Annotated in this window: 22 protein-coding genes; 1 reads left to right on the top strand and 21 read right to left on the bottom strand. The window is 29.8% G+C overall.

Annotated features, from left to right (window positions below):
• Positions 1-98 precede the first annotated feature (98 nt).
• From ACTG45_RS09930 to ACTG45_RS09830, 21 genes are all read right to left on the bottom strand, one after another.
• Positions 99-620 (bottom strand): MarR family transcriptional regulator, encoded by a 522-nt coding sequence (locus ACTG45_RS09930; protein ID WP_021384704.1) that lies wholly within the window; start codon positions 618-620, stop codon positions 99-101.
• Between the two features lie 504 nt (positions 621-1,124).
• The gene (locus ACTG45_RS09925) at positions 1,125-1,598 is read right to left on the bottom strand and encodes a cupin domain-containing protein (protein WP_021384692.1); all 474 of its coding nucleotides are present in this window, start codon (positions 1,596-1,598) and stop codon (positions 1,125-1,127) included.
• Position 1,599: 1 nt separating this feature from the next.
• Complete coding sequence (gene eutH, locus ACTG45_RS09920; protein WP_021384683.1) at positions 1,600-2,691, bottom strand: ethanolamine utilization protein EutH; 1,092 nt, start codon at positions 2,689-2,691, stop codon at positions 1,600-1,602.
• Positions 2,692-2,702: 11 nt separating this feature from the next.
• Positions 2,703-3,254, bottom strand: coding sequence for a BMC domain-containing protein (locus tag ACTG45_RS09915; protein ID WP_479920255.1), 552 nt, complete (start codon positions 3,252-3,254; stop codon positions 2,703-2,705).
• Positions 3,247-3,519, bottom strand: a complete 273-nt coding sequence (locus tag ACTG45_RS09910; RefSeq protein WP_021384701.1) for a EutN/CcmL family microcompartment protein — start codon at positions 3,517-3,519, stop codon at positions 3,247-3,249. Before ACTG45_RS09910 ends, ACTG45_RS09915 begins: the two co-directional genes overlap by 8 nt.
• Positions 3,520-3,531: 12 nt before the next feature.
• A complete protein-coding gene (locus ACTG45_RS09905) occupies positions 3,532-4,257 on the bottom strand; it encodes a TIGR02536 family ethanolamine utilization protein (RefSeq protein ID WP_479918738.1) in 726 nt (241 codons plus the stop codon).
• Between the two features lie 41 nt (positions 4,258-4,298).
• On the bottom strand, positions 4,299-4,928 hold the full coding sequence (gene eutD, locus ACTG45_RS09900) for an ethanolamine utilization phosphate acetyltransferase EutD (RefSeq protein ID WP_021384702.1): 630 nt from the start codon (positions 4,926-4,928) through the stop codon (positions 4,299-4,301).
• Positions 4,929-4,940: 12 nt separating this feature from the next.
• Positions 4,941-5,702, bottom strand: coding sequence for a cobalamin adenosyltransferase (locus ACTG45_RS09895; protein ID WP_021384703.1), 762 nt, complete (start codon positions 5,700-5,702; stop codon positions 4,941-4,943).
• Between the two features lie 126 nt (positions 5,703-5,828).
• Positions 5,829-6,116 (bottom strand): ethanolamine utilization microcompartment protein EutM, encoded by a 288-nt coding sequence (gene eutM, locus ACTG45_RS09890; RefSeq protein WP_003423991.1) that lies wholly within the window; start codon positions 6,114-6,116, stop codon positions 5,829-5,831.
• A 91-nt stretch (positions 6,117-6,207) separates the two neighbouring features.
• The gene (locus tag ACTG45_RS09885; protein ID WP_021384695.1) at positions 6,208-7,677 is read right to left on the bottom strand and encodes an acetaldehyde dehydrogenase (acetylating); all 1,470 of its coding nucleotides are present in this window, start codon (positions 7,675-7,677) and stop codon (positions 6,208-6,210) included.
• 2 nt (positions 7,678-7,679) lie between these two features.
• Positions 7,680-8,369: a BMC domain-containing protein gene (locus ACTG45_RS09880; protein ID WP_479920254.1), complete on the bottom strand. Its 690-nt coding sequence runs from the start codon at positions 8,367-8,369 to the stop codon at positions 7,680-7,682.
• 9 nt (positions 8,370-8,378) lie between these two features.
• The gene (gene eutL / locus ACTG45_RS09875) at positions 8,379-9,032 is read right to left on the bottom strand and encodes an ethanolamine utilization microcompartment protein EutL (protein WP_021384681.1); all 654 of its coding nucleotides are present in this window, start codon (positions 9,030-9,032) and stop codon (positions 8,379-8,381) included.
• A 19-nt stretch (positions 9,033-9,051) separates the two neighbouring features.
• Positions 9,052-9,933 carry an ethanolamine ammonia-lyase subunit EutC gene (gene eutC, locus ACTG45_RS09870; protein ID WP_021384684.1) on the bottom strand — a complete coding sequence of 294 codons (882 nt, stop codon included), beginning with the start codon at positions 9,931-9,933 and terminating at the stop codon, positions 9,052-9,054.
• Between the two features lie 12 nt (positions 9,934-9,945).
• Positions 9,946-11,310, bottom strand: coding sequence for an ethanolamine ammonia-lyase subunit EutB (locus ACTG45_RS09865; RefSeq protein ID WP_021384698.1), 1,365 nt, complete (start codon positions 11,308-11,310; stop codon positions 9,946-9,948).
• 17 nt (positions 11,311-11,327) lie between these two features.
• Positions 11,328-12,761 carry an ethanolamine ammonia-lyase reactivating factor EutA gene (gene eutA / locus ACTG45_RS09860; RefSeq protein WP_479918735.1) on the bottom strand — a complete coding sequence of 478 codons (1,434 nt, stop codon included), beginning with the start codon at positions 12,759-12,761 and terminating at the stop codon, positions 11,328-11,330.
• 183 nt (positions 12,762-12,944) lie between these two features.
• Positions 12,945-14,354 (bottom strand): histidine kinase N-terminal domain-containing protein, encoded by a 1,410-nt coding sequence (locus ACTG45_RS09855; RefSeq protein WP_479920253.1) that lies wholly within the window; start codon positions 14,352-14,354, stop codon positions 12,945-12,947.
• Positions 14,347-14,922: an ANTAR domain-containing response regulator gene (locus tag ACTG45_RS09850; RefSeq protein WP_021384697.1), complete on the bottom strand. Its 576-nt coding sequence runs from the start codon at positions 14,920-14,922 to the stop codon at positions 14,347-14,349. The genes ACTG45_RS09855 and ACTG45_RS09850 overlap by 8 nt, the downstream gene beginning before the upstream one ends.
• 130 nt (positions 14,923-15,052) lie before the next feature.
• Positions 15,053-15,502 (bottom strand): EutP/PduV family microcompartment system protein, encoded by a 450-nt coding sequence (locus tag ACTG45_RS09845; RefSeq protein ID WP_021384679.1) that lies wholly within the window; start codon positions 15,500-15,502, stop codon positions 15,053-15,055.
• Between the two features lie 7 nt (positions 15,503-15,509).
• On the bottom strand, positions 15,510-15,860 hold the full coding sequence (locus ACTG45_RS09840; RefSeq protein ID WP_021384706.1) for a BMC domain-containing protein: 351 nt from the start codon (positions 15,858-15,860) through the stop codon (positions 15,510-15,512).
• A gap of 240 nt (positions 15,861-16,100) precedes the next feature.
• Positions 16,101-17,231: a 1-propanol dehydrogenase PduQ gene (locus ACTG45_RS09835; protein WP_479920252.1), complete on the bottom strand. Its 1,131-nt coding sequence runs from the start codon at positions 17,229-17,231 to the stop codon at positions 16,101-16,103.
• Positions 17,232-17,389: 158 nt separating this feature from the next.
• Positions 17,390-17,566 (bottom strand): hypothetical protein, encoded by a 177-nt coding sequence (locus ACTG45_RS09830; protein WP_479918732.1) that lies wholly within the window; start codon positions 17,564-17,566, stop codon positions 17,390-17,392.
• Positions 17,567-17,847: 281 nt separating this feature from the next.
• Between ACTG45_RS09830 and ACTG45_RS09825 the strand changes: the two genes are divergently transcribed.
• On the top strand, positions 17,848-19,446 hold the full coding sequence (locus ACTG45_RS09825; RefSeq protein WP_479920251.1) for a recombinase family protein: 1,599 nt from the start codon (positions 17,848-17,850) through the stop codon (positions 19,444-19,446).
• The last annotated feature ends 24 nt before the right edge of the window (positions 19,447-19,470 follow it).

The following is a 19,470-nucleotide window of genomic DNA, read 5'->3' as shown; positions in this document are numbered from 1 at the left end:
ACTATTATATTTTTATCTTCATATAATATATACTTAATAACTACCTCCATATACTAACTATATATCATCTATTTCTTTCTATTTAGCTTCAATCTTAGCTATTCTTTTTCAGAATCATTATTTTCCTGTGGATATTCTTCTAATAAATTAATAAACAAATCAATTACTTTATAAAAACTATCTATTTCCTCTAATGTACATTCTTTGATTAAGTATTCAAATGTTCTTGTAACATCTATAGTATCATATAGCTTATGTGCTTTACTTAACTTTACTCCTGATGTCGTTGGATATAGTAATATAGTTTTTGCATTTCCTTCTTTCTTTTCTTTAGTTATATAACCTTTTTTCTCTAATTTAGATATAGTCTGAGATATTGCACCTTTAGTTCTATTCCACATTTTAGCTAATTGAGTTGGGCTTATTCCTGGATTTTCTTCAATCGCTGTTAGCATATGTACCTCAGCCATGTTTATAAGTTCTCCAGTTCCATAATCTTTAGGCTTATTGATAAAATCATTATATAATATTACAAATTTATATAATGAGTTTGATTTTGCTTTAAGATACAAAAAAATATCATTCATACTTGCTTGTTCTTTCTTTACTATCTCTTCCATATAGCGTCTCCTTTTAAGTCACTTGTTTCTATATATATTCTAATTGATAAGATTCTCTTTTTAGATATTATACCACATTAACTTTTATTTCAATCAATAAAGGAAACTATTGGAAAATTTTTATTACTTTAAACTTATAGTAATGTAATTTACCAATTATTCCATAAGATTTATTCTGTAATCTATACAAAATATTTTCTTATAAAATAAGACAGTGTTCAACTCTAGGAATGACAATAACTGTTTATTATCCTTGAACCATAAGGAGATACAAATTTACTTTCCTACTTCTTTTTAAATAGTTATACACTCTTCATAATTAAAAGGGGCTGTCTTAAAACATAGGATAAGCTTCTTATTGTCGAAATTGTGAAAATATATTTGATTTCATACAAAAAGAGTGCCTCATGAACTAAAAAGTTCACTTTGAGACACCCCTTAATTATTGATGGTTTGTGTTTTAAATTATTTATTTGATTATTATTAACTTAGTTTAGTTTCTTGTTAATTTTGAGATGCCCAATCTGCTGGATATGTTACATATATAAATCTAGCATAATCAGGTACAGAAAATTGTATCTTACTTCCTTTTGGTATAAATATCAACTCACCTGAAGAAGCAGAAACCTTTCTTCCATCTATTACTATATCTAAAGTTCCATCTATTACATAATCTATTTCATCATAGTTTAGAGTCCAGTCAAAAGTAGTTTCCTTCATTTCCATCATACCACAACCTAATCTAGGACTTTCCTCTAATGTAAATAAATCCTTTGTATAAACTACATCATTAGGGTTTCCTGTGTCCAATCTATCGGATTCACTAACCTTTACTGTTGGTAACTTTATAGAAGTTATTCCACTAATATCTTTATTTCTAACAAAATCTACAGTATCTTTAGTTCCGTTTATTTTTTCTTCTATTATTTGTCTTACTAATGTTTCAATTAAATTTTTATCTATATTTGCTATATCCATCTTATGCATTCTCCTTTTTTAGTGTCTTATTTGCGATAAGCATAGCTAATAATACTGCTGTTATACCACCAACCAATTTAGCAACTATCATTGGTGTTATCATATTAGCATTAAATCCCGCTGTAAATCCTAAGTGATCTCCAAATACGAATGCTGCCGATACAGAGAATGCCACATTTATTATCTTACCTCTATTATCCATATCTTTCATCATACCAAACATTGGTATACAGTTAGCCAAACTTGCAACAAGCCCTGCCGCTGATACATCATTCATTCCAAGAACTTTCCCTAAAGCCATTAATGGTTTGTTGAACACTTTTGTTATAACAAATACTAATGGAAATGCCCCTGCTAAAACTATTGCTATATCTCCTACTATTTCTATACCTTCACCTATTGGTTTCATTCCAGGTATTACAACTATTCCTGTTAATGCTTCAACTATTGCTGCAGCAAGTCCTAGAGTTATAACGATTACTACACCTTTTCCAAAGTATGTGAACCCCTTTATCATAGCATTTTCAAACTTCAATAATCCAAGTGCTATAACTACTGCAAATATTATTATTGGCACTAAGTTTCTAAGAACCATCATTACTTCAAATCCTGCAACTAATCCACCAACGAATGCTCCAATAGGTATCGTTATTATCCCTGCAAGTATTCCTGTTGCTAAGAATTTTTGGTCTTCTTTTTCTATTATTCCAAGTGCAACTGGTATTATAAATACTATTGTAGGTCCCATCATAGCACCTACTATTAATCCACCAAATAATCCGGCATTGGGGTCTTTTGCAAGTTCAAGAGCAAGTGGTGCACCACCCATATCATTAGCTAATAAACTTCCCGCAAACATAGCTGGGTCAGCTCCAAGCATATCAAATACTGGTACTACAACTGGTCTTAATACATCAGCAAGTACTGGTGCTAGACATATAACACCAACCATTGCAACTGCAAGTGAACCCATCGCCATTATACCTTCTTCAAATTGCTCTCCAAGACCAAATTTATTGCCTATACATTTATCTATAGCTCCAAGTACCATGAAGACTACCATTACATAGATTATAATTTCGTTTATACTCATAATTCCCCCCATTATTTTATTAGACTTGTTATTATTTGACTGTCTACTGATGATATTACAGTCTTATAGATTATTTCTTTTTCTTTTACAACATTTTCACTTTCTTTTAATGCATATTCTAAACTACTTAAATCTCCTGATACTATATATACTAATTTTCCACCTATAGCAAAAGATAATTGGAGTTTTACCAATACTAAGTCACCTGATTTTAAAGTCTTATCAAGCATTTTTATTCCAGCACATACTTTACTACTTTCAACAACACCTATAGAGACTATATTATCTAATGCCTGGTACTTATTTTTAAATCCATTTAATATTTCTTGTGAAATTGAATTTATTACAAAATTATCTACAATGTATCTTTCTCCAAGCTCCATTCCATAATTTATACATTCATTTACATAAGAAGTTTCTCCACCTACTATTATTAAAAATTTACCTGGACAAATACTCTTTAAATATAGTACATCAACTGAGGATTTTTTTACCATTTCATTAGATACTTCTATACCTTTAGCTATACTTTTAAACTCTATAGCACCTATGCTTTTATTCATCAAATACCTCAAATGAATCAACCACTCCAACTATAGTTGCATCTACTGGAACATGCTTTTTTTCAATAGACTCTCTTGCTGAGGAACCTTTGGATATAAGAACTAAGTCTCCATTTCCTGCTCCCGCATTATCGGCTGCAACCATGAAGCCTTCTTTGTATGTGTCTTTAGTTTTTAAAATCTTTACTACTAAAAGTTTTTGACCACACAGTTTTTCATCTTTTCTTGTAGCCCAAACATTACCTACAACTTTTCCTATATCCATAAAATTACCTCCTTACATTTTCTTTAGCTTGAGATGGTGTATTCTCATGAAGTCTACTGCTAATGGAGTTATTATACTTTTTTTATTAACCAATATATTCTTAACACCATTTATAGTAGGTTTTCTTAAATCAGCTTCTGATATAAGCTTTTTATTTCTTAAATCTAAACTAAATTCATTATCTATATTTGTATTCTCTGTATTGATTAAACTTATAGAGTCTTTATTTAAACTTTGTTTATTTTCGCTTTCAAAGCCTATATCACTTGATATTCCACTTTGTGTACTTAACTTACTTTTAGCTACAGTATTTAAATCTTTTATAATTTCTACACCAAATTTACATATTTCATCTTCAAATGATATAAATTTTTTATATAATGCTTTTGGTGCAGTATTTTTATATTTTTTGTATTCAATTCCTTCGTCTAAGACATATACTTTTTTACCCTTCATAATCATTTTTAGTATAAATCTTTCTTCTTCACTTGTTGAATTTCCAAGCGCTAAGTTTGATAATCCTCTCATACAAAGCTTTGAAACTATCACTATTTCACATTCTTTTACACTTTTATCAAATTCTACTATTTCAAGTTCATCTTTTAATACGTTGAATTTACTGATATCCTGTTCAAATACAATTACAGCTTTAGGCTTATTAGATACTTTTAGTTCATCGTTATTTATCTTTTTATAGATTTCTTCCATTATTAAATCTATAAGATTATCATAATTCATATTAAATCCTCCCTAGAGGTAATCTACATAGCAGATTAAATTTATGCTTTCTTTATTATTTTAGCAACAGTTCCCTTAGAATAACCACATGCATTGGCCTCATCATAATCTATGTGCATGTAAGTTTTAAAATTGTCACTAACTCTTATTACTACATCATCAAATGTTAAAGGTCTCTGACCCATAACCTTAGCTTCAACTATTTCTTTATCACATACATTGAATTTTTCAGCATCATTAGGAGTCATATGTATATGTCTTTTAGCAACCATTAACCCCTTGTTAAGTTCAACTTCACCATGTTGTGTTGATATTTTAATACTTAAAGTACCTTCTAAGTCTCCGCTTTGTTTTATAGGAGCTTTTAATCCAAGAGTTGAACCATCTGTTAAAGAGATTTCTACCTGAGTTTTTTCTCTACATGGCCCAAGTACAACTACATTTTTTATACTTCCTTTAGGTCCAGTTATTGTAACTCTTTCCTTACAAGCATATTGACCTGGTTGAGATAAGTCTTTTAATTTTGTAAGGGTATAGCCCTTTCCAAATAGCTTATCTACATCTTCTCTACTTAAGTGAACATGCCTTCCTGATGCTTCAACTTCTATAAACGCTTCCTTTTTAACTCTATTTATTACTTCTTCTACTATTTCGTTTAATAGACTCTCCATTACATCCTCCAACTACTTATACTTATTAGTTCTAATTTTATATATCATTATCCAAAATACAGATGATAATCTATTAAGTGCCCTTATTAAATCTTCTCTATGAACATTTCCATACTCACCTTTAAAAGCTTCATAAGCTGCAAGTTCAACCTCTCGTGTATTACTTCTTATACTATTTATAGCAACTACAGCTTCACCCATTTCATAACTTGGGAATTCGTGTCCTATGCCAAAATATTTTTTTGGATAGTGAGATTGTTCTCTAAGTTCTTGTGGAGTTAATCCTAAAAGTTTAAAGTCTTCTAGTTTTTCTTCCAAAACTTCACATCTCATTATATTTCTTACAAAGTCTAATACCTCTTGTAATTCCTTAACAAGCTTTGGCATATCTAGCTTTTGACAAAGAACTTGAGTTTTTAGTATTTCTGATTCAAGGGAATCTATTTTACCTCTTAGTATTATTCTTTTATGGTCTTTAAAAACTAAAAGATTTCCATATAATTGAGTCATATGTTCTGGCTTTTCATCCAATTTAGCACCAAATATAGTAGTATATTTATACGTTTTCTCTTTAACTACTTCTTTTATGACTTCTTTAGGTTCATTATTTATAGCTGAAAGTTTATCAACATATTTAAGTTCAATACTTCTCTCAGCTAAATAAGATTTTGCAGAAGGCGTTATTATTTGTCCTTTTTCTATATAAAATTCAGTTATATTGTCTTTGTTTTTTCCAATTTTTCTTTTTACTTCATTTTCTGTTAAAACACCCATTTTATCACATCTCCTATTAGATGTATAAAAAAGACTACCTCAAAATACATTGAGTTTATTGTAAGACTCATTTTTGAGATAGCCTCTTTTTTTAATCAAAATTTAAATTTTAAAAGTATGTTTATATTACTCAGCTGATACTTTTGGTAATATAGCATCTACTTCAAAATGTGGTCTTGGTATAACATGAACTGATATCAGTTCTCCAACTCTCTCAGCAGCTGCAGCTCCAGCATCTGTAGCAGCTTTAACAGCTCCAACATCTCCTCTTACCATTACAGTAACTAATCCTCCACCTACTTGTTCTTTTCCTACTAATTGCACGTTTGCAGCTTTAACCATTGCATCTGCTGCTTCTATCGCTCCTACTAATCCTTTAGTTTCTATCATTCCTAATGCATTTGCACTTGCCATAATCTTATCCTCCAAAAATTTAATATTATTTTATAGTTTGTATTTTTAGAAATCTATAGTTATAAACTATAAATTTCATTGTTTATTTTAGTTATGCTAGTTCTTTGACTAATCTTTGAACTAAAAGATTTATTAATTCTTCTTTGTCCATTGAGTCAAACATTGATTTTTCAACTTGAGATTTACTTCTTCCAAGTTCTTCTATTTCTTTGATTCCATAAGCCACTCTTTTAATATTTATCAAATCAAGTGGACCCACATTGTTTGAAGTTGAGCTTCCACCTATTGCACCACAACCAAGTGTTAGTGCTGGTATAAGGTTTGTTGATGCACCTATTCCTCCAAGTGCTGAAGGAGTATTCACAAGTATTCTTGATACTGGCATGTTAAGAGCAAATCTTTTTACCAATTCTTCATCATTTGCATGCATTGAGAAAGTGTGTCCAGCACCTTCATTTAACAGTATTTCTCTACATCTATTCATAATAGCATCCACATTATCTTCAACATAGAATGCGAGTATTGGTGTAAGTTTTTCTCTTGAATAGGCTACATTATGGCCAACTTTAGTTTCTCTTGCAATTAGAACTTTTGTATTTTTAGGTACATTTGTAAGGTCTGCTAAATTCGCTATTACTTCAACACTTTTACCAACTATTTGTGGATTCATAGTACCATTAGCTCTTAATATAAATTTTGCTAATCTTTCACTTTCTTCTTCATTTAAAAGATATGCACCTTGATTTTTAAGTTCTTTTAAAACAGTTTCTTCCATAGACTTTTCTACTACTATTGATTGCTCTGATGCACATATAACACCATTATCAAAAGTTTTAGAGTCTATTATTCTCTTGACTGCTAATTTAACATTTGCTGATTTATCTATAAATGCTGGTCCATTTCCAGGCCCAACTCCTATAGCTGGTGTTCCTGAAGAGTAAGCAGCTCTAACCATTGCTTCCCCTCCAGTTGCTAATATTAAGTTTGTATCCTTATGCTTCATTAATTCGTTTGTTCCAACTATACTTGGATTAGTTATACATAATATTGAATCCTCTGGTGCTCCAGCATTTATAGCTGCCTCATTTATTATTTTAACTGTTTCAAGTATGCATTTTTTTGCATTTGGATGTGGGGAGAAAACTATAGTATTTCCTGCTTTTATAGATATTATGGTTTTATATATTACTGTTGATGTTGGGTTTGTTGAAGGTATAAGCCCTGCTACAACTCCAACTGGTGTAGCTATATCTATAGTGTTTTCTTTTTTATCCTCGCCAATTATTCCAATAGTTTTTGTATCTTTTAAAGTTTCATAAACTCCCATAGATGCAAAAGTGTTTTTAATTACTTTGTCTTCCCATTTTCCAAATCCAGTTTCTTCATTTGCCATTTTAGCTAACTTAGTAGCATTATTAAATGCTGCATCTGCAATAGACTTTACTATTTTATCTATTTGCTCTTGGCTCATTTTAGAAAGTTTCTCTTGAGCCACTTTAGCCCTTTTTACAAGAGTTCTGACTTCTTGTATAGATACTAAATCTTTATCTAAAAGTGTCATAACTATCTATCCCCTCTGCTAAGCTTTTTAACTAAGTCTATTAACTCTTCTTTTTTAAGAATATTTAAATCCTTATAAGTTATTGAAGAATCTAACTTCTTAGCCATAGCTTTAAGTTTTTTCACACTGTTTTTTGATAAATCATCTTTATCAAAATCAATGTTTTCTATTTTAACTTGTTCTAATATTTCTTTACTAGCATTAGAATCTTCTATTTTTTCTTTATTAATTTCAGTTAAACTACCATCAACTATTTCTATTTCATCGTTGACTTTATCTATATGGCTATATAATTTTTCATTATCTTTTTCACTATTTTCAGTGCCATCTAAAATTACATTATCTTTTTCTGATGTAATATTTTCTAATGTATTTTCAAAATTCCTATCTATCTTTTCTAAAGCTTCGCACACTTTAGATTCTTCTTTTTTAAATAAAATATCTGTTACTTCATTATGAATTCTTGGTATAATATGTGATGCTCTTAATGTACCAATTCTTGAAGCTGCCATTTCACCCGCTTCTAGAGCAGATTTAACAGCACCAACGTCTCCACATATTGTTAAAGTAACAATACCTGCTCCAACCTTATCGATTCTTACAATGTTAACATTTGCAGATTTTAAACAAGCATCAGAAGCTTCTATCGCAGCAACATATCCTATTACTTCTATTAAACCTATAGCATCCATCTAACTATCCTAGAATCCTGTTGGATTATCTGCAACTGATTTTACTGCTTCGGCAAATGCATCACATGCTGCTTTACAAGCTGACTGAGAACCTGTAAGTAATGCTCCACCAAAGTTTGTTTCAGTTGGAGGTGCAAATAATTCGCACATTTTAACATCTGCTGCCTTCATCGCTGCATCTAAAGCATACATTGCTTCAAGTGGTGGTGCTACTAAATAAGCTAATGCCTCACCTTCTCTTATTCCTGCTACTTCTGAAAGGTATGTTCCTGTTCTTGATACACAATGAGCATAATATGCTATTGAATCATCATCATTTGCACTTATAAAAGTTGCTCCATACTCCATAAAATCAACTACTGCATTTAATCCACTTCTTACTTCAGCTGGACTTGGTCCTGCTATTATTCCTAACACTTCACCAGCAAGTTTTGTTGAAGCATTTGCTGCCCCTGCATACATTGATTTTGCATATACTACATCAACTTCTGAAGCTTTAGTTGCTTCATCAAGAGCTGTGTATGTAACATCATCACAGTCTGCTGTTATTAAGCCCAAGCTTTTATGATGTGCTTTTAATTCTAGTTTTTGTGCCATTTCTGGGCTTATATTTGAAATTATTTTAACTCCTAGTATATTAGGACGAATCATATCGTTTTTCATATTCTACACTCCCTCGACTTTATTTAAGGTCTATTCCTGAAGCTTTTTTGTCTAGCATAGTTTTTATCAGTTCAGCTATATGAGCACCTGCTTCGACTGCAGTTGTTCCACCTTTGTGAATGTTTGATATAACTGTTCTCTTTGCTTCAGCCATTCCTATATATGGCTTATATGCTATATATGCTGACATTGATTCAGCAGTAACCAATCCTGGTCTTTCTCCAACCAACATACATATAACTTCACAACCTAATTCTTCACCTAAGTGGTCCATAGCACCAACTCTACAGTGTTTAACAAATAAAATTTCACTTGAGTCTATGCCATACATTTTTAGACCTTGTTTTATAGCTGGCACACAATCTTTTAAGTTTGCTTCTATAGCGGCTGAACTAAGTCCATCTCCCACTAATATTAAAACCTTTTGATTTGTTCCAAATTTAGATTTTATACTGTTTATAGTTTCTGGAGAGAATTTTCTTCCTAGGTCTGGTCTAGTTAAGTATTCATCTTTATCTTTACATAAAGTTTCTACTGCAAACATATTGTTTTCTTTTATAAATTCTTCATCTACATAAGAGAATACAGCATCTTGTGCAGCAGCATGGTCTGCTCTAAATCTTAAAACTGTTTCTGTCTTATATCTTGTACCAGCTCTTCCTATACCTAATCTTGCAGGCGTTTTAGCTTTCATATCTAAGTAAGCTTCTGCATCCTTAGGTTTTTTTACTAGTAATTGCTTTCTTATATCAACTTCTGTTATATCATCTATACAAGCATCGTTATCAATTATAGTTTCAGTTGCTTTCTTAACAGTTTCAGATACAACATTAGTATCTAATTCTCCAACCATTTGTCCAACCAACTGTTCTACTAATGCTTTTAAATCCTTCTCATTCATACTAAATACCTCCTATCCTAATAATATAGATGCGTCTCCTGCTAACTCTGTTAACTTACCATCTTTAGAGAATCCCATCTTTTCCATCCAAGCATCAAATTCTTTTATTGCAGTCAATCCAAACATTTCTCTAAGTGATGCTGTTTCATGGTATCCTGTTGTCTGGTAGTTAAGCATAACATCATCTCCATGAGGTATTCCCATAAAGTATGTACATCCTGCTGTTGTCAATAGTATAGCTAAGTTTTCCATATCATTTTGGTCAGCCTTCATATGGTTAGTGTAACAAACATCAACACCCATTGGTAATCCATGTAATTTACCCATAAAATGGTCTTCAAGTCCTGCCCTTACTACTTCTCTAGCATCATATAAATACTCAGGCCCTATAAATCCAACAACTGTATTTACTAAGAATGGTTCATACTTTTTAGCGAATCCATAACATCTAGCTTCCATAGTAACCTGGTCTATTCCATGATGTGCTTCTGAAGAAAGTTCTGAACCTTGCCCAGTTTCAAAATACATAACATTAGGTCCAGTAGCTGTACCATGTTTTAAAGCTAGTTGTCTGGCTTCCTCGATAGTATCACCATTAAATCCAAATGCTTCATTTCCCTTTTCAGAACCTGCTATAGATTGGAATATTAAATCTGCAGGGGCACCATTTCTTATAGCTTCCATTTGTGTTGTAACATGTGCTAATACGCATGTTTGAGTTGGTATTTGATATTTTTGTTTTACTTCTTCAAATCTTTTTAACACTTTAGTAACACTTTCAACTGAGTCGTCAACTGGGTTTAAACCAAGTACTGCATCTCCTATACCAAAAGTTAAACCTTCAAGAAGTGATGCAAGTATTCCATCTGGGTCGTCTGTAGGATGATTAGGCTGAAGTCTTGCTGATAATGTACCTTGTTCTCCTATAGTTGTATTACAATGAGCAGTAACTTTTATTTTTTTAGCAGCATAAACTAAGTCCATATTTGACATTAACTTTGCAACTGCTGCTATTATTTCAGAAGTTAACCCTCTTGATATTCTTCTTATATCAAGACTTGTAGTATTTGAATCTAATATCCATTCTCTAAGTTCTGATACTGTCCATTCTTTTATTTCCTCATAAACTTTTTCATTTACAGCATCTTGTATTATTCTTGTTACTTCATCTTCTTCATACGCTACTGCAGGATTATTTCTTATATCCTCTAGCTTTATGTGTGATAAAACAACCTTTGCTGCTATTCTTTCTTCAGCTGATTCTGCTGCAAGACCTGCTAATTTATCTCCTGATTTTTCTTCATTAGCTTTAGCCATTACATCATATAAGCTTTTAAACTGATAAGTACGTCCAAATAATTTTGTCTTTAAAATCATTTACTTACCTCCTTCTATTAATTAAAAACTAATGTTTTTATTACCACAGGTAAAACTTTACCTTCAACTATAGGTTTCCCAATGTCAATATAGTCTCCATTTTCGACCTTGACACTGTCTATACAAACAATTTCTTTTTCATAATTTAACAATGCATATATTGCTTGACCTAATACTTTTGCCATATCATTTTCAACAATTACTACAAAAGGCAAATCATTTTCTATGATTTGTTGCATTCCATCCACAAATCCTTTGGCATATTCTTGTATATCTGAAAAGGCTGGATTTTTCTTGCCTATCATAGCTATAGCAACTTTCTGTAAATCATTTTCTAACTTAAACCAGTTAAGTTTATTTTTTATAGCTTCACTGATTTGTTTTGAAGTACCTACTTCTTCATCCATTGATAATTTTAAAACTGGCAAGTTTTTAAGTGGAAAATTTTTACTAGTATATGTTATTGTGCTTCCACTTACCTCAGTAGTATGAGAACCTGCACCAACTACTGTAGCTCTTATTGTCTCCATGGACTTGACTATGTTCACTTTTTTAAGGTATTCACAATTTTTTATTGCTTGACCAAGTAAAATTCCCAAATCACCATATTCAAAATAATCTTTTATTTCTCCATCATAGTAAATATAATCAGCTACCCCACCTGAAAATGAGACATTCTTAATATCTTCATCTATATTGATTGATTTATTAGTTATTATAAAATCAAATAAAGGTGTCTGAGTTTTTAATCCTATACTTTCCATTAATAAGTCAACCATTATATTAACTATTGGTTTTGTATTTTCTATTGTAGCTACAGTTCCCACTTGAAGATTTAAATTATTATCTTTTATGATTTTATCTATTTTAGGTGATATATACGTTATTTCTTTACTTATTTTATCTACTTTTATAAGCCTTCCACCTATATCTAAGCATCCAGTATCAGTTACTTCTCCTCTTTTAAATGAGGCTATATTACTAGTTCCCCCACCTATATCTATATTTACAATTGTAGTCGAATGTTCTTTTGAATAAATATGAGCTCCAGCTCCTTTACCTGATATTATACTTTCTAGGTCAGGACCTGCTGTTGCAACAACAAAATCTCCTGCAAATCCACTTAAAGTATGAAGCACATCATTTGCATTTTCTTTTCGGGCTGTTTCTCCAGTTATTATTACTGCTCCTGTATGTATATCTACTTTAGATATATTTGCTTTTTTATATTCACTTTCAACTATTTCTTTTATTTGCTGTCCATTTATTTCATTATTTGAGATAAGGGGAGTGAAATAAACCTTACTTTTATAAATAATTTCTTTGTCTACTATACTTATCCTAGGCACTGAAAAATTTGATTCAGTATTTTCTACTATTAACTTAGAAAAAATCAACTGAGTAGTACTTGTTCCAATGTCAATACCAACACTTAATAACTCTTCTCTCATTTTCTCACCTCCTAAAGTTTAAGTATGTCTTAAACAAGCAAAGAGGCTTAAAGCTATAATAAATATCTGTTAAATTGAATATATATTTACAAGTTTTATAAATACATTCAACTAACTTAATTTATTAATAACCTTAAGCCTCTTTGCTCAATTAAAACTACTACTTTGTAGATGAGTTATTATTTAAATATTAATTTGTGTAGGTATAGTAATTAATACTTCTGTCCCATTTTTACTACTCTTTCTTTTTATACTTCCTTTTAACATTTGAGTTATATAACTATCTATTATATATGTTCCTAAACTATTTTTATTTATATTGTCACTATCAAATCCAACTCCATCGTCTATAATAGCTATATTTCTAAAATCATTATCCTTATTTATTAGTATTTGTATGTTGCCACGTTCTCTATCAACGAAAGCATGGTCATAACAATTTTGTAATATTTCATTTATAACTAAAAGTATGGCTGTTGCTTTTTCTCCACTAATTTTAAAATCTTCACCTGTTATGCATATATCTATATCTTTACTAAACAGATAACCACCTTGAATATTTGATACTAATAAGTTGATACCTTCTCGTATAGATATATTATTATCTACTTCCTTGGATAATAGATAGTGAGTTGAAAGTATTGCAAACACTCTATTTATTATATTATCTAAACATTGTTTAACTTCCTCGTTTTGAGATAATCTACTTTGCTTTTTTATTATAGATATTACTGTATGAAGATTATTTTTCACTCTATGGTGAGCTTCTCTAATAGCTACTGTTTTTAAAACTAGTTCTTCTTCCTTTCGCTTTAAATCACTTATATCTTGTACTATTTTACAAACCTTAAATTCATCGTCTTTGATGTATATAGTTTTTATTTTGAAAAACATATTACCTATTGAAACTTCATTTGTTTCATCATAATTTTCATCTATTATTATATCTTCAAATACTTTAGTCTCTATATATAAGTCATTATAATGCATATCTTGTATATCACATTCAAATCCAAGGTTTTTATACATCTCATTTGCAATACGATTTTTAATTTTTAGTTTTCCATTTTTATCAAATATAAGTATAGCAGAATTTAAATTATCAACTAAAAAATCATTATTTCCTATCAATTTTATAAACTGGTGTAAACTTTTATTTTCTTCATCTTCGTTAGTTTCAAATTCGTTTTTAACTTCACTACTTATATCTTTTTCAACGATTAATACTGCTAGAACTTTGTCTTCTAATATTATTGGCTGAATATTTTGTTTAACCAGCTTGTATTCTTGTGTTAAAGCTTTTATATCTCTTGCTCTTTCTCCAGTTTTTAGACATTTTATAACTCCTGGTTCATTTTCAATTAGAGCCTTTTTACCTACAACACTTTCACTGTACACTGACTTTTCTTTAGGTCTGCTATGTGCTACAACAATTGCTTCATCATCAATTTTACTTAGTACATCTATAAAAACATCAGCTTCATAAAAGGAAGCCATTAAGTCTAAGGATTTTGATACCTCTATAATTTTTTCAATTTCATTATTATTTAAGTATGTTTGTGTAGTTGCTATTTTTTTTATCGTATTAGTCATCGTATCCTATTATAATCATTTTGGCAATTTCCATCATTGTAGTTCTTTTATCCATACTTAATTTTCTTATTCTAGTGTATGCTTCATCCTCAGAAATTTTAAATTCTCTTATAAGTATACCTTTTGCTCTTTCTACTAATTTTCTTTCATTTAATTTAGAATTTACCTTTTCTAAATCTTTTTTCATTTTTTCAAATTCATTTACCTTATTTAAACACATTTCTATAGTTGGTATAAGTGATTTTTCACTTGCTGTCTTTACTAAGTATCCATAAGCACCTATACTTTTGGCTTTTTCTATGTATTCTTTATCTTCAAATGAAGTTAGTAAAAGCACTCCACCTGCTAGATTTTCTTTACATATTATTTTGCCTGCTTTTATACCATCAAGTATTGGCATTTCTATATCCATTATAACTAAATCGGGTTTGTGTTTTTTGCACATTTCAACAGCTTCAAATCCATCACTTGCTTCTCCTATTATTTCATAACCATGACTTTCTAGTATATCTTTTGTATCCATTCTTAACAGTGGTTCATCATCAACCAATAGTATTTTTTTCCCCATGTTCCTACCTCACTTAAAGATTAAATCTTCTTAGAATAGTTTATATATTTTTTTATAAAATACTAATTTATATTTTCTTTAACTATCCATATAATTTTATCATATTTTTTAGTTAAAAAAACATTTCCCCTTAAATTTCATCTATATTTTTAGATTTTTCTAGATATTTAAATAATTTTTCAAGCCCTATATTATCCACTGTATCTACTTTAAAGATTTGGCTTGCTCCTGCTAGTGAGAGTCTCTCATAAGCTATGTTTACTTCATCTTTAGTAGCTTTATTTATTTTAGTTATAATCCCTATTACGTCTTTGCAAAACATACTTGCAAATCCTGGTGCTATATAATTTTCTTCTTGTGTAGCATCATACACTATGGCTATAATTTTAGCATCTGCTGATGTTGTTATTAATGCATTGTATAGACTTCTATTTTCCATATATTCACCTGGAGTATCTATTGCATTATTGTAGAGTTCTACTGACTGAGTTTTTCTATATTTCAATTCCAATTGGTCTAGTTTTTGACATAGAGTAGTTTTCCCACTACCTGTCTTTCCCATAAATATTATATTCTTCATTGTATTATTATGTCCTTGTTATTTTTGTAGATGAGAAGTTTAACATATTTCCTAAAACTTCTAAAACATCATCTAATGCTGATTCTACAGAACTTACATCACCTGATATTACTACAGAACCACTAAATCTATCTATAAAACCTAAAGATACATTTGAAGATTTTGTAGCAACATCTGCTGCTATTATTGATGCTTCACTTGGTGTTATAGTAAGTATTCCTATTGCATCTTTTTTATCGAGTACCAATCCTAACTTCTTATATATATCTTCATTAGGATTAGCTATTATATGTGCTAATGTGACCTGTTTCCCAGGAACATATTCTTGAATAACTCTTTGCTTAGATTCTTCAGCCAAATTTATTCCCTACTTTCTTTAAATATAGTTTACTAAAAAGTTATTTGCTTAAAATAAAAGAAGCTCCATAAGAATAGTATTAATATTCCTAAGAAGCTCCGTTGCTTTTTACTAAAGTATCACGCCTTTGTGATACTTTCATTATAGTTTTATGTTTTATATTTGTCAATATATTATTTATATTTTTAAAAACATTTTCCCTATTTGTATAATATTATGTTTACATGTAATAAAGTGTAATTATTTAATATTATTTAATATACTTATTATATCCTCTTCAGTTGGCACTTTAGGATTGGTTAATGTGCAAGTATCTTTTATAGCAAGTTTAGCTATTTCTCTTTCTTCATTAATTATATCTCCTAAACTTAATTTACACTGTGTCAATTTAGTTGGCATATTCATCTCTTTTTGTAATTTTTTTATTTCATTTACTAAGTTTTTAACAGCTATTCTTATATTACCATTCCCAAGCCCTACTAATTCTGCTATTTGTGCATACTTCATAGCTGTATCTGAGTAAGTTGGATTGGTATATCCGACTATTGATGCATTATATTCTATAACATGTGGAAGTAATATTGAATTTGCTCTTCCATGTGGTATATGAAATTTCCCACCTAATACATGTGCTATAGAATGATTTATACCAAGTGATGTTTGGTTAAATGCCATACCTGCCAGACAAGATGCATTGTGCATTTTTTCTCTAGCTTCTATATCATTTCCATCTTTATATGCCTTTATTAAGTACTTAAATACTAGTTTTATAGCTTTTTCGGCTAGTGCATCTGAAAAGTCATTAGAATTTGTAGATACATAAGCTTCTATAGCATGTGTCAATACATCCATACCTGTATCTGCTGTTATAAAGTTTGGTACAGTTTTTACAAGTTCTGGGTCTAGTATTGCCATATTTGGAAGTAAATCATCACTTACTAATGGATACTTACATCCCTTTTGATTATCTGATATTACTGCAAATGATGTTACCTCTGAACCTGTTCCACTTGTTGTTGGTATTGCTATAAATTCTACTTCGTCAGTTGTTAATATTTTTTTAGAAAAATCCATTATAGATTTCGCAGCATCTATTGCAGAACCTCCACCTAATGCTATTATTACATCTGGATTTATAGATTTAAATGCTTCTATTCCCGCTACTACTATTTCTATTGGTGGGTCTGGTACTATTTCTTCAAAAACTTGATATGTTGAATTTATTAAATTACATGTTATTTTATCTATTGTTTTTGATTTAACCATAAATGGGTCTGTTATTATTAATACGTTTTTGTTTTTTAATTCTTGTAGTGCTTTTAGTGAACCTTCTCCAAATTTTATTTTGGTTTTAATCTCAAAATTATTCAAATTACCATCCTCCTTAAGTTAAATACGCAAAAAAGCTCCATAGACTTTATCTATGGAGCTCCATTGCTCTTTTAACACTTCGTTGTGCTATATTTAAAAATATACTATTTGATTAATATAATGTCAAGTCATAGTATATTAAAATCAATAATCTAAGCTTATGTATCAACTTTACTTACATTTAATTCTTTTTCTAAAACAGTAAAAGCATTACTTAAAACTTCTTTAGGATATTTTTTACTTATTATATTCACAAACCAGTTGGCTTTAGCCATCTCTATTTCATTAAGTTTAGCTTCATCTTTAGGAAAAGTCTCTATAACCTTGATTTCCATATGCAAGCCTCCTACATGTTTTTGTTATAACCACTAATTTTAAAATATTTGGATTCTGACCCTCTTATATTAATCTATGAAGTTATAGATTTGTCCTGATACAACTAAGTATCAAAATTTCTAATTGATTTGAAATTTTAGTGGCAAAGAAATAAAAGAAATAAATAGTCATATATTATAAAGAGGAGAATTATATAAATTCAACCAATTAATATGTTCATTTGAAATACTTTATATAAATGATTTCAAATATATAGCCTAATTTGTAGGAGGTCTTAATTTTGAAAGCTGCTATTTATTCAAGAAAATCAAGATTTACTGGTAAAGGTGACTCTATAGAAAATCAAATACAATTATGCATGGATTATGCTAAATCTATTGGTATAAAAGATTTTTTTATATATGAGGATGAAGGTTTTAGTGGTAGTAACATAGATAGACCTCAATTTAAAAAGATGATGCAAGATGCAAAAGATAAAAAATTCAATCATCTAATTTGTTATAGATTAGATAGAATATCGAGAAATGTATCTGATTTTTCTACTTTAATAGAAAAATTAAACAAACTAGATATCTCATTTATATCAATTAAAGAGCAATTTGATACCTCTACTCCAATGGGAAGAGCTATGATGTTTATATCAAGTGTATTTGCCCAATTAGAAAGAGAAACAATTGCAGAACGTATAAAAGATAATATGTACGAATTAGCTCGTAGTGGTAGATGGCTTGGTGGTAAAACACCTCATGGATTTAATAGTGAAAAAATCACTTTTTTAGACGAAAACCTAAAAGAAAGAAGCATGTATAAGCTTCAAGTAAATAATGAACAAATGGAAGTTGTAAAGCTGATATATAATAAATACCTAGAACTTGGGTCTTTATCAAAATTATACAAATATGTCTATCATAATGGGATAAGAGGTCCTCATGGTGGTAAATTTGACCCTAGTTCTTTATCTAGGATACTTAGAAATCCAGCATATGTAAAAGCTAATGATGAAATTTTAAAATATCTTAGAAACAATGGTATGGACGTTGTAGGAACTCCAGATAGAAGATGTGGAATACTAACATATGCTAAAAATACATCTGATTCAATAGCAGCAATTGCAAAACATCATGGAGTCATAGAGCCTGACATATGGCTTGAAGTTCAAATTCAGCTAGATAAAAATCGTGATAAGACACCAAGAATAGCAACTGGTAAAACTGCTCTTTTATCTGGTCTTATAAAGTGTGGTAAGTGTGGTGCTAATATGAGAATCACTTATAAAGGTAAAAAAACTGATAAGGATTTAAAATATTATTATGTATGTGGTACTAAAAAAACACTTGGTGTTGATAGTTGTAACTGCAAAAACCTTAATGGACCATTAGTTGAAAGTTTAGTTGTAGATAAAATTAAAAACTGTAATGTAGAGTCTATCATAAGTGCATTTAATATCAATAAAATTAAAATTTGCAATATTTCTAATGATTTACACTCTGAAACTAATTTACTTAAAAGTCAGGTTTCAGATAAAGAGAAACTTATTAACAATTTAATTAAAGAACTTGCAAAAAATACTGGCAGTATCGCTTCTGATTACATAATTTCTCAAGTTGAAAGTTTAAATAATGAGATTAGTATCTTAAAGGGTAAAATTAATGACTTGAAATCTAGAGATGTAAATATTAGTAGTAATCATCTTAATTTAGACATCATCGTTAGCAATTTAAAAAGATTTAGTGATGAAGTTGATAATGCTAATTTAGATGATAAGAGATTATTGTTATCTACTATTATTGATTCTGTTATTTGGGATAGCAGTTTAGGAAATCTTAATATTATTTATATGGGTGCTGAAATAGATGATTCTGTTTCTTTAAAACATTAGTTGCACTTTCTTAGCGATAGTAGA

It is taken from the genome of Clostridioides sp. LIBA-7602 (assembly GCF_056688945.1).
Note: the sequence above shows the minus strand (reverse complement) of the source record. Positions and strands in the feature narration are given on the sequence as shown.

Coding starts and splice junctions, on each gene's coding strand:
- ACTG45_RS09845 (WP_021384679.1), bottom strand. CDS start 15,502: ATGAAGAATATAATATTTATGGGAAAGACAGGTAGTGGGAAAACTACT.
- eutD (WP_021384702.1), bottom strand. CDS start 4,928: ATGGAGAGTCTATTAAACGAAATAGTAGAAGAAGTAATAAATAGAGTT.
- ACTG45_RS09830 (WP_479918732.1), bottom strand. CDS start 17,566: ATGGAAATCAAGGTTATAGAGACTTTTCCTAAAGATGAAGCTAAACTT.
- ACTG45_RS09895 (WP_021384703.1), bottom strand. CDS start 5,702: ATGGGTGTTTTAACAGAAAATGAAGTAAAAAGAAAAATTGGAAAAAAC.
- ACTG45_RS09930 (WP_021384704.1), bottom strand. CDS start 620: ATGGAAGAGATAGTAAAGAAAGAACAAGCAAGTATGAATGATATTTTT.
- eutL (WP_021384681.1), bottom strand. CDS start 9,032: ATGAAAAACGATATGATTCGTCCTAATATACTAGGAGTTAAAATAATT.
- ACTG45_RS09925 (WP_021384692.1), bottom strand. CDS start 1,598: ATGGATATAGCAAATATAGATAAAAATTTAATTGAAACATTAGTAAGA.
- ACTG45_RS09880 (WP_479920254.1), bottom strand. CDS start 8,369: ATGGATGCTATAGGTTTAATAGAAGTAATAGGATATGTTGCTGCGATA.
- ACTG45_RS09865 (WP_021384698.1), bottom strand. CDS start 11,310: ATGATTTTAAAGACAAAATTATTTGGACGTACTTATCAGTTTAAAAGC.
- ACTG45_RS09915 (WP_479920255.1), bottom strand. CDS start 3,254: ATGAATAAAAGCATAGGTGCTATAGAGTTTAAAAGTATAGCTAAAGGT.
- ACTG45_RS09910 (WP_021384701.1), bottom strand. CDS start 3,519: ATGGATATAGGAAAAGTTGTAGGTAATGTTTGGGCTACAAGAAAAGAT.
- ACTG45_RS09855 (WP_479920253.1), bottom strand. CDS start 14,354: ATGACTAATACGATAAAAAAAATAGCAACTACACAAACATACTTAAAT.
- ACTG45_RS09850 (WP_021384697.1), bottom strand. CDS start 14,922: ATGGGGAAAAAAATACTATTGGTTGATGATGAACCACTGTTAAGAATG.
- ACTG45_RS09885 (WP_021384695.1), bottom strand. CDS start 7,677: ATGACACTTTTAGATAAAGATTTAGTATCTATACAAGAAGTCAGAACT.
- eutC (WP_021384684.1), bottom strand. CDS start 9,933: ATGAATGAGAAGGATTTAAAAGCATTAGTAGAACAGTTGGTTGGACAA.
- ACTG45_RS09905 (WP_479918738.1), bottom strand. CDS start 4,257: ATGAATTATGATAATCTTATAGATTTAATAATGGAAGAAATCTATAAA.
- eutM (WP_003423991.1), bottom strand. CDS start 6,116: ATGGCAAGTGCAAATGCATTAGGAATGATAGAAACTAAAGGATTAGTA.
- eutA (WP_479918735.1), bottom strand. CDS start 12,761: ATGAGAGAAGAGTTATTAAGTGTTGGTATTGACATTGGAACAAGTACT.
- eutH (WP_021384683.1), bottom strand. CDS start 2,691: ATGAGTATAAACGAAATTATAATCTATGTAATGGTAGTCTTCATGGTA.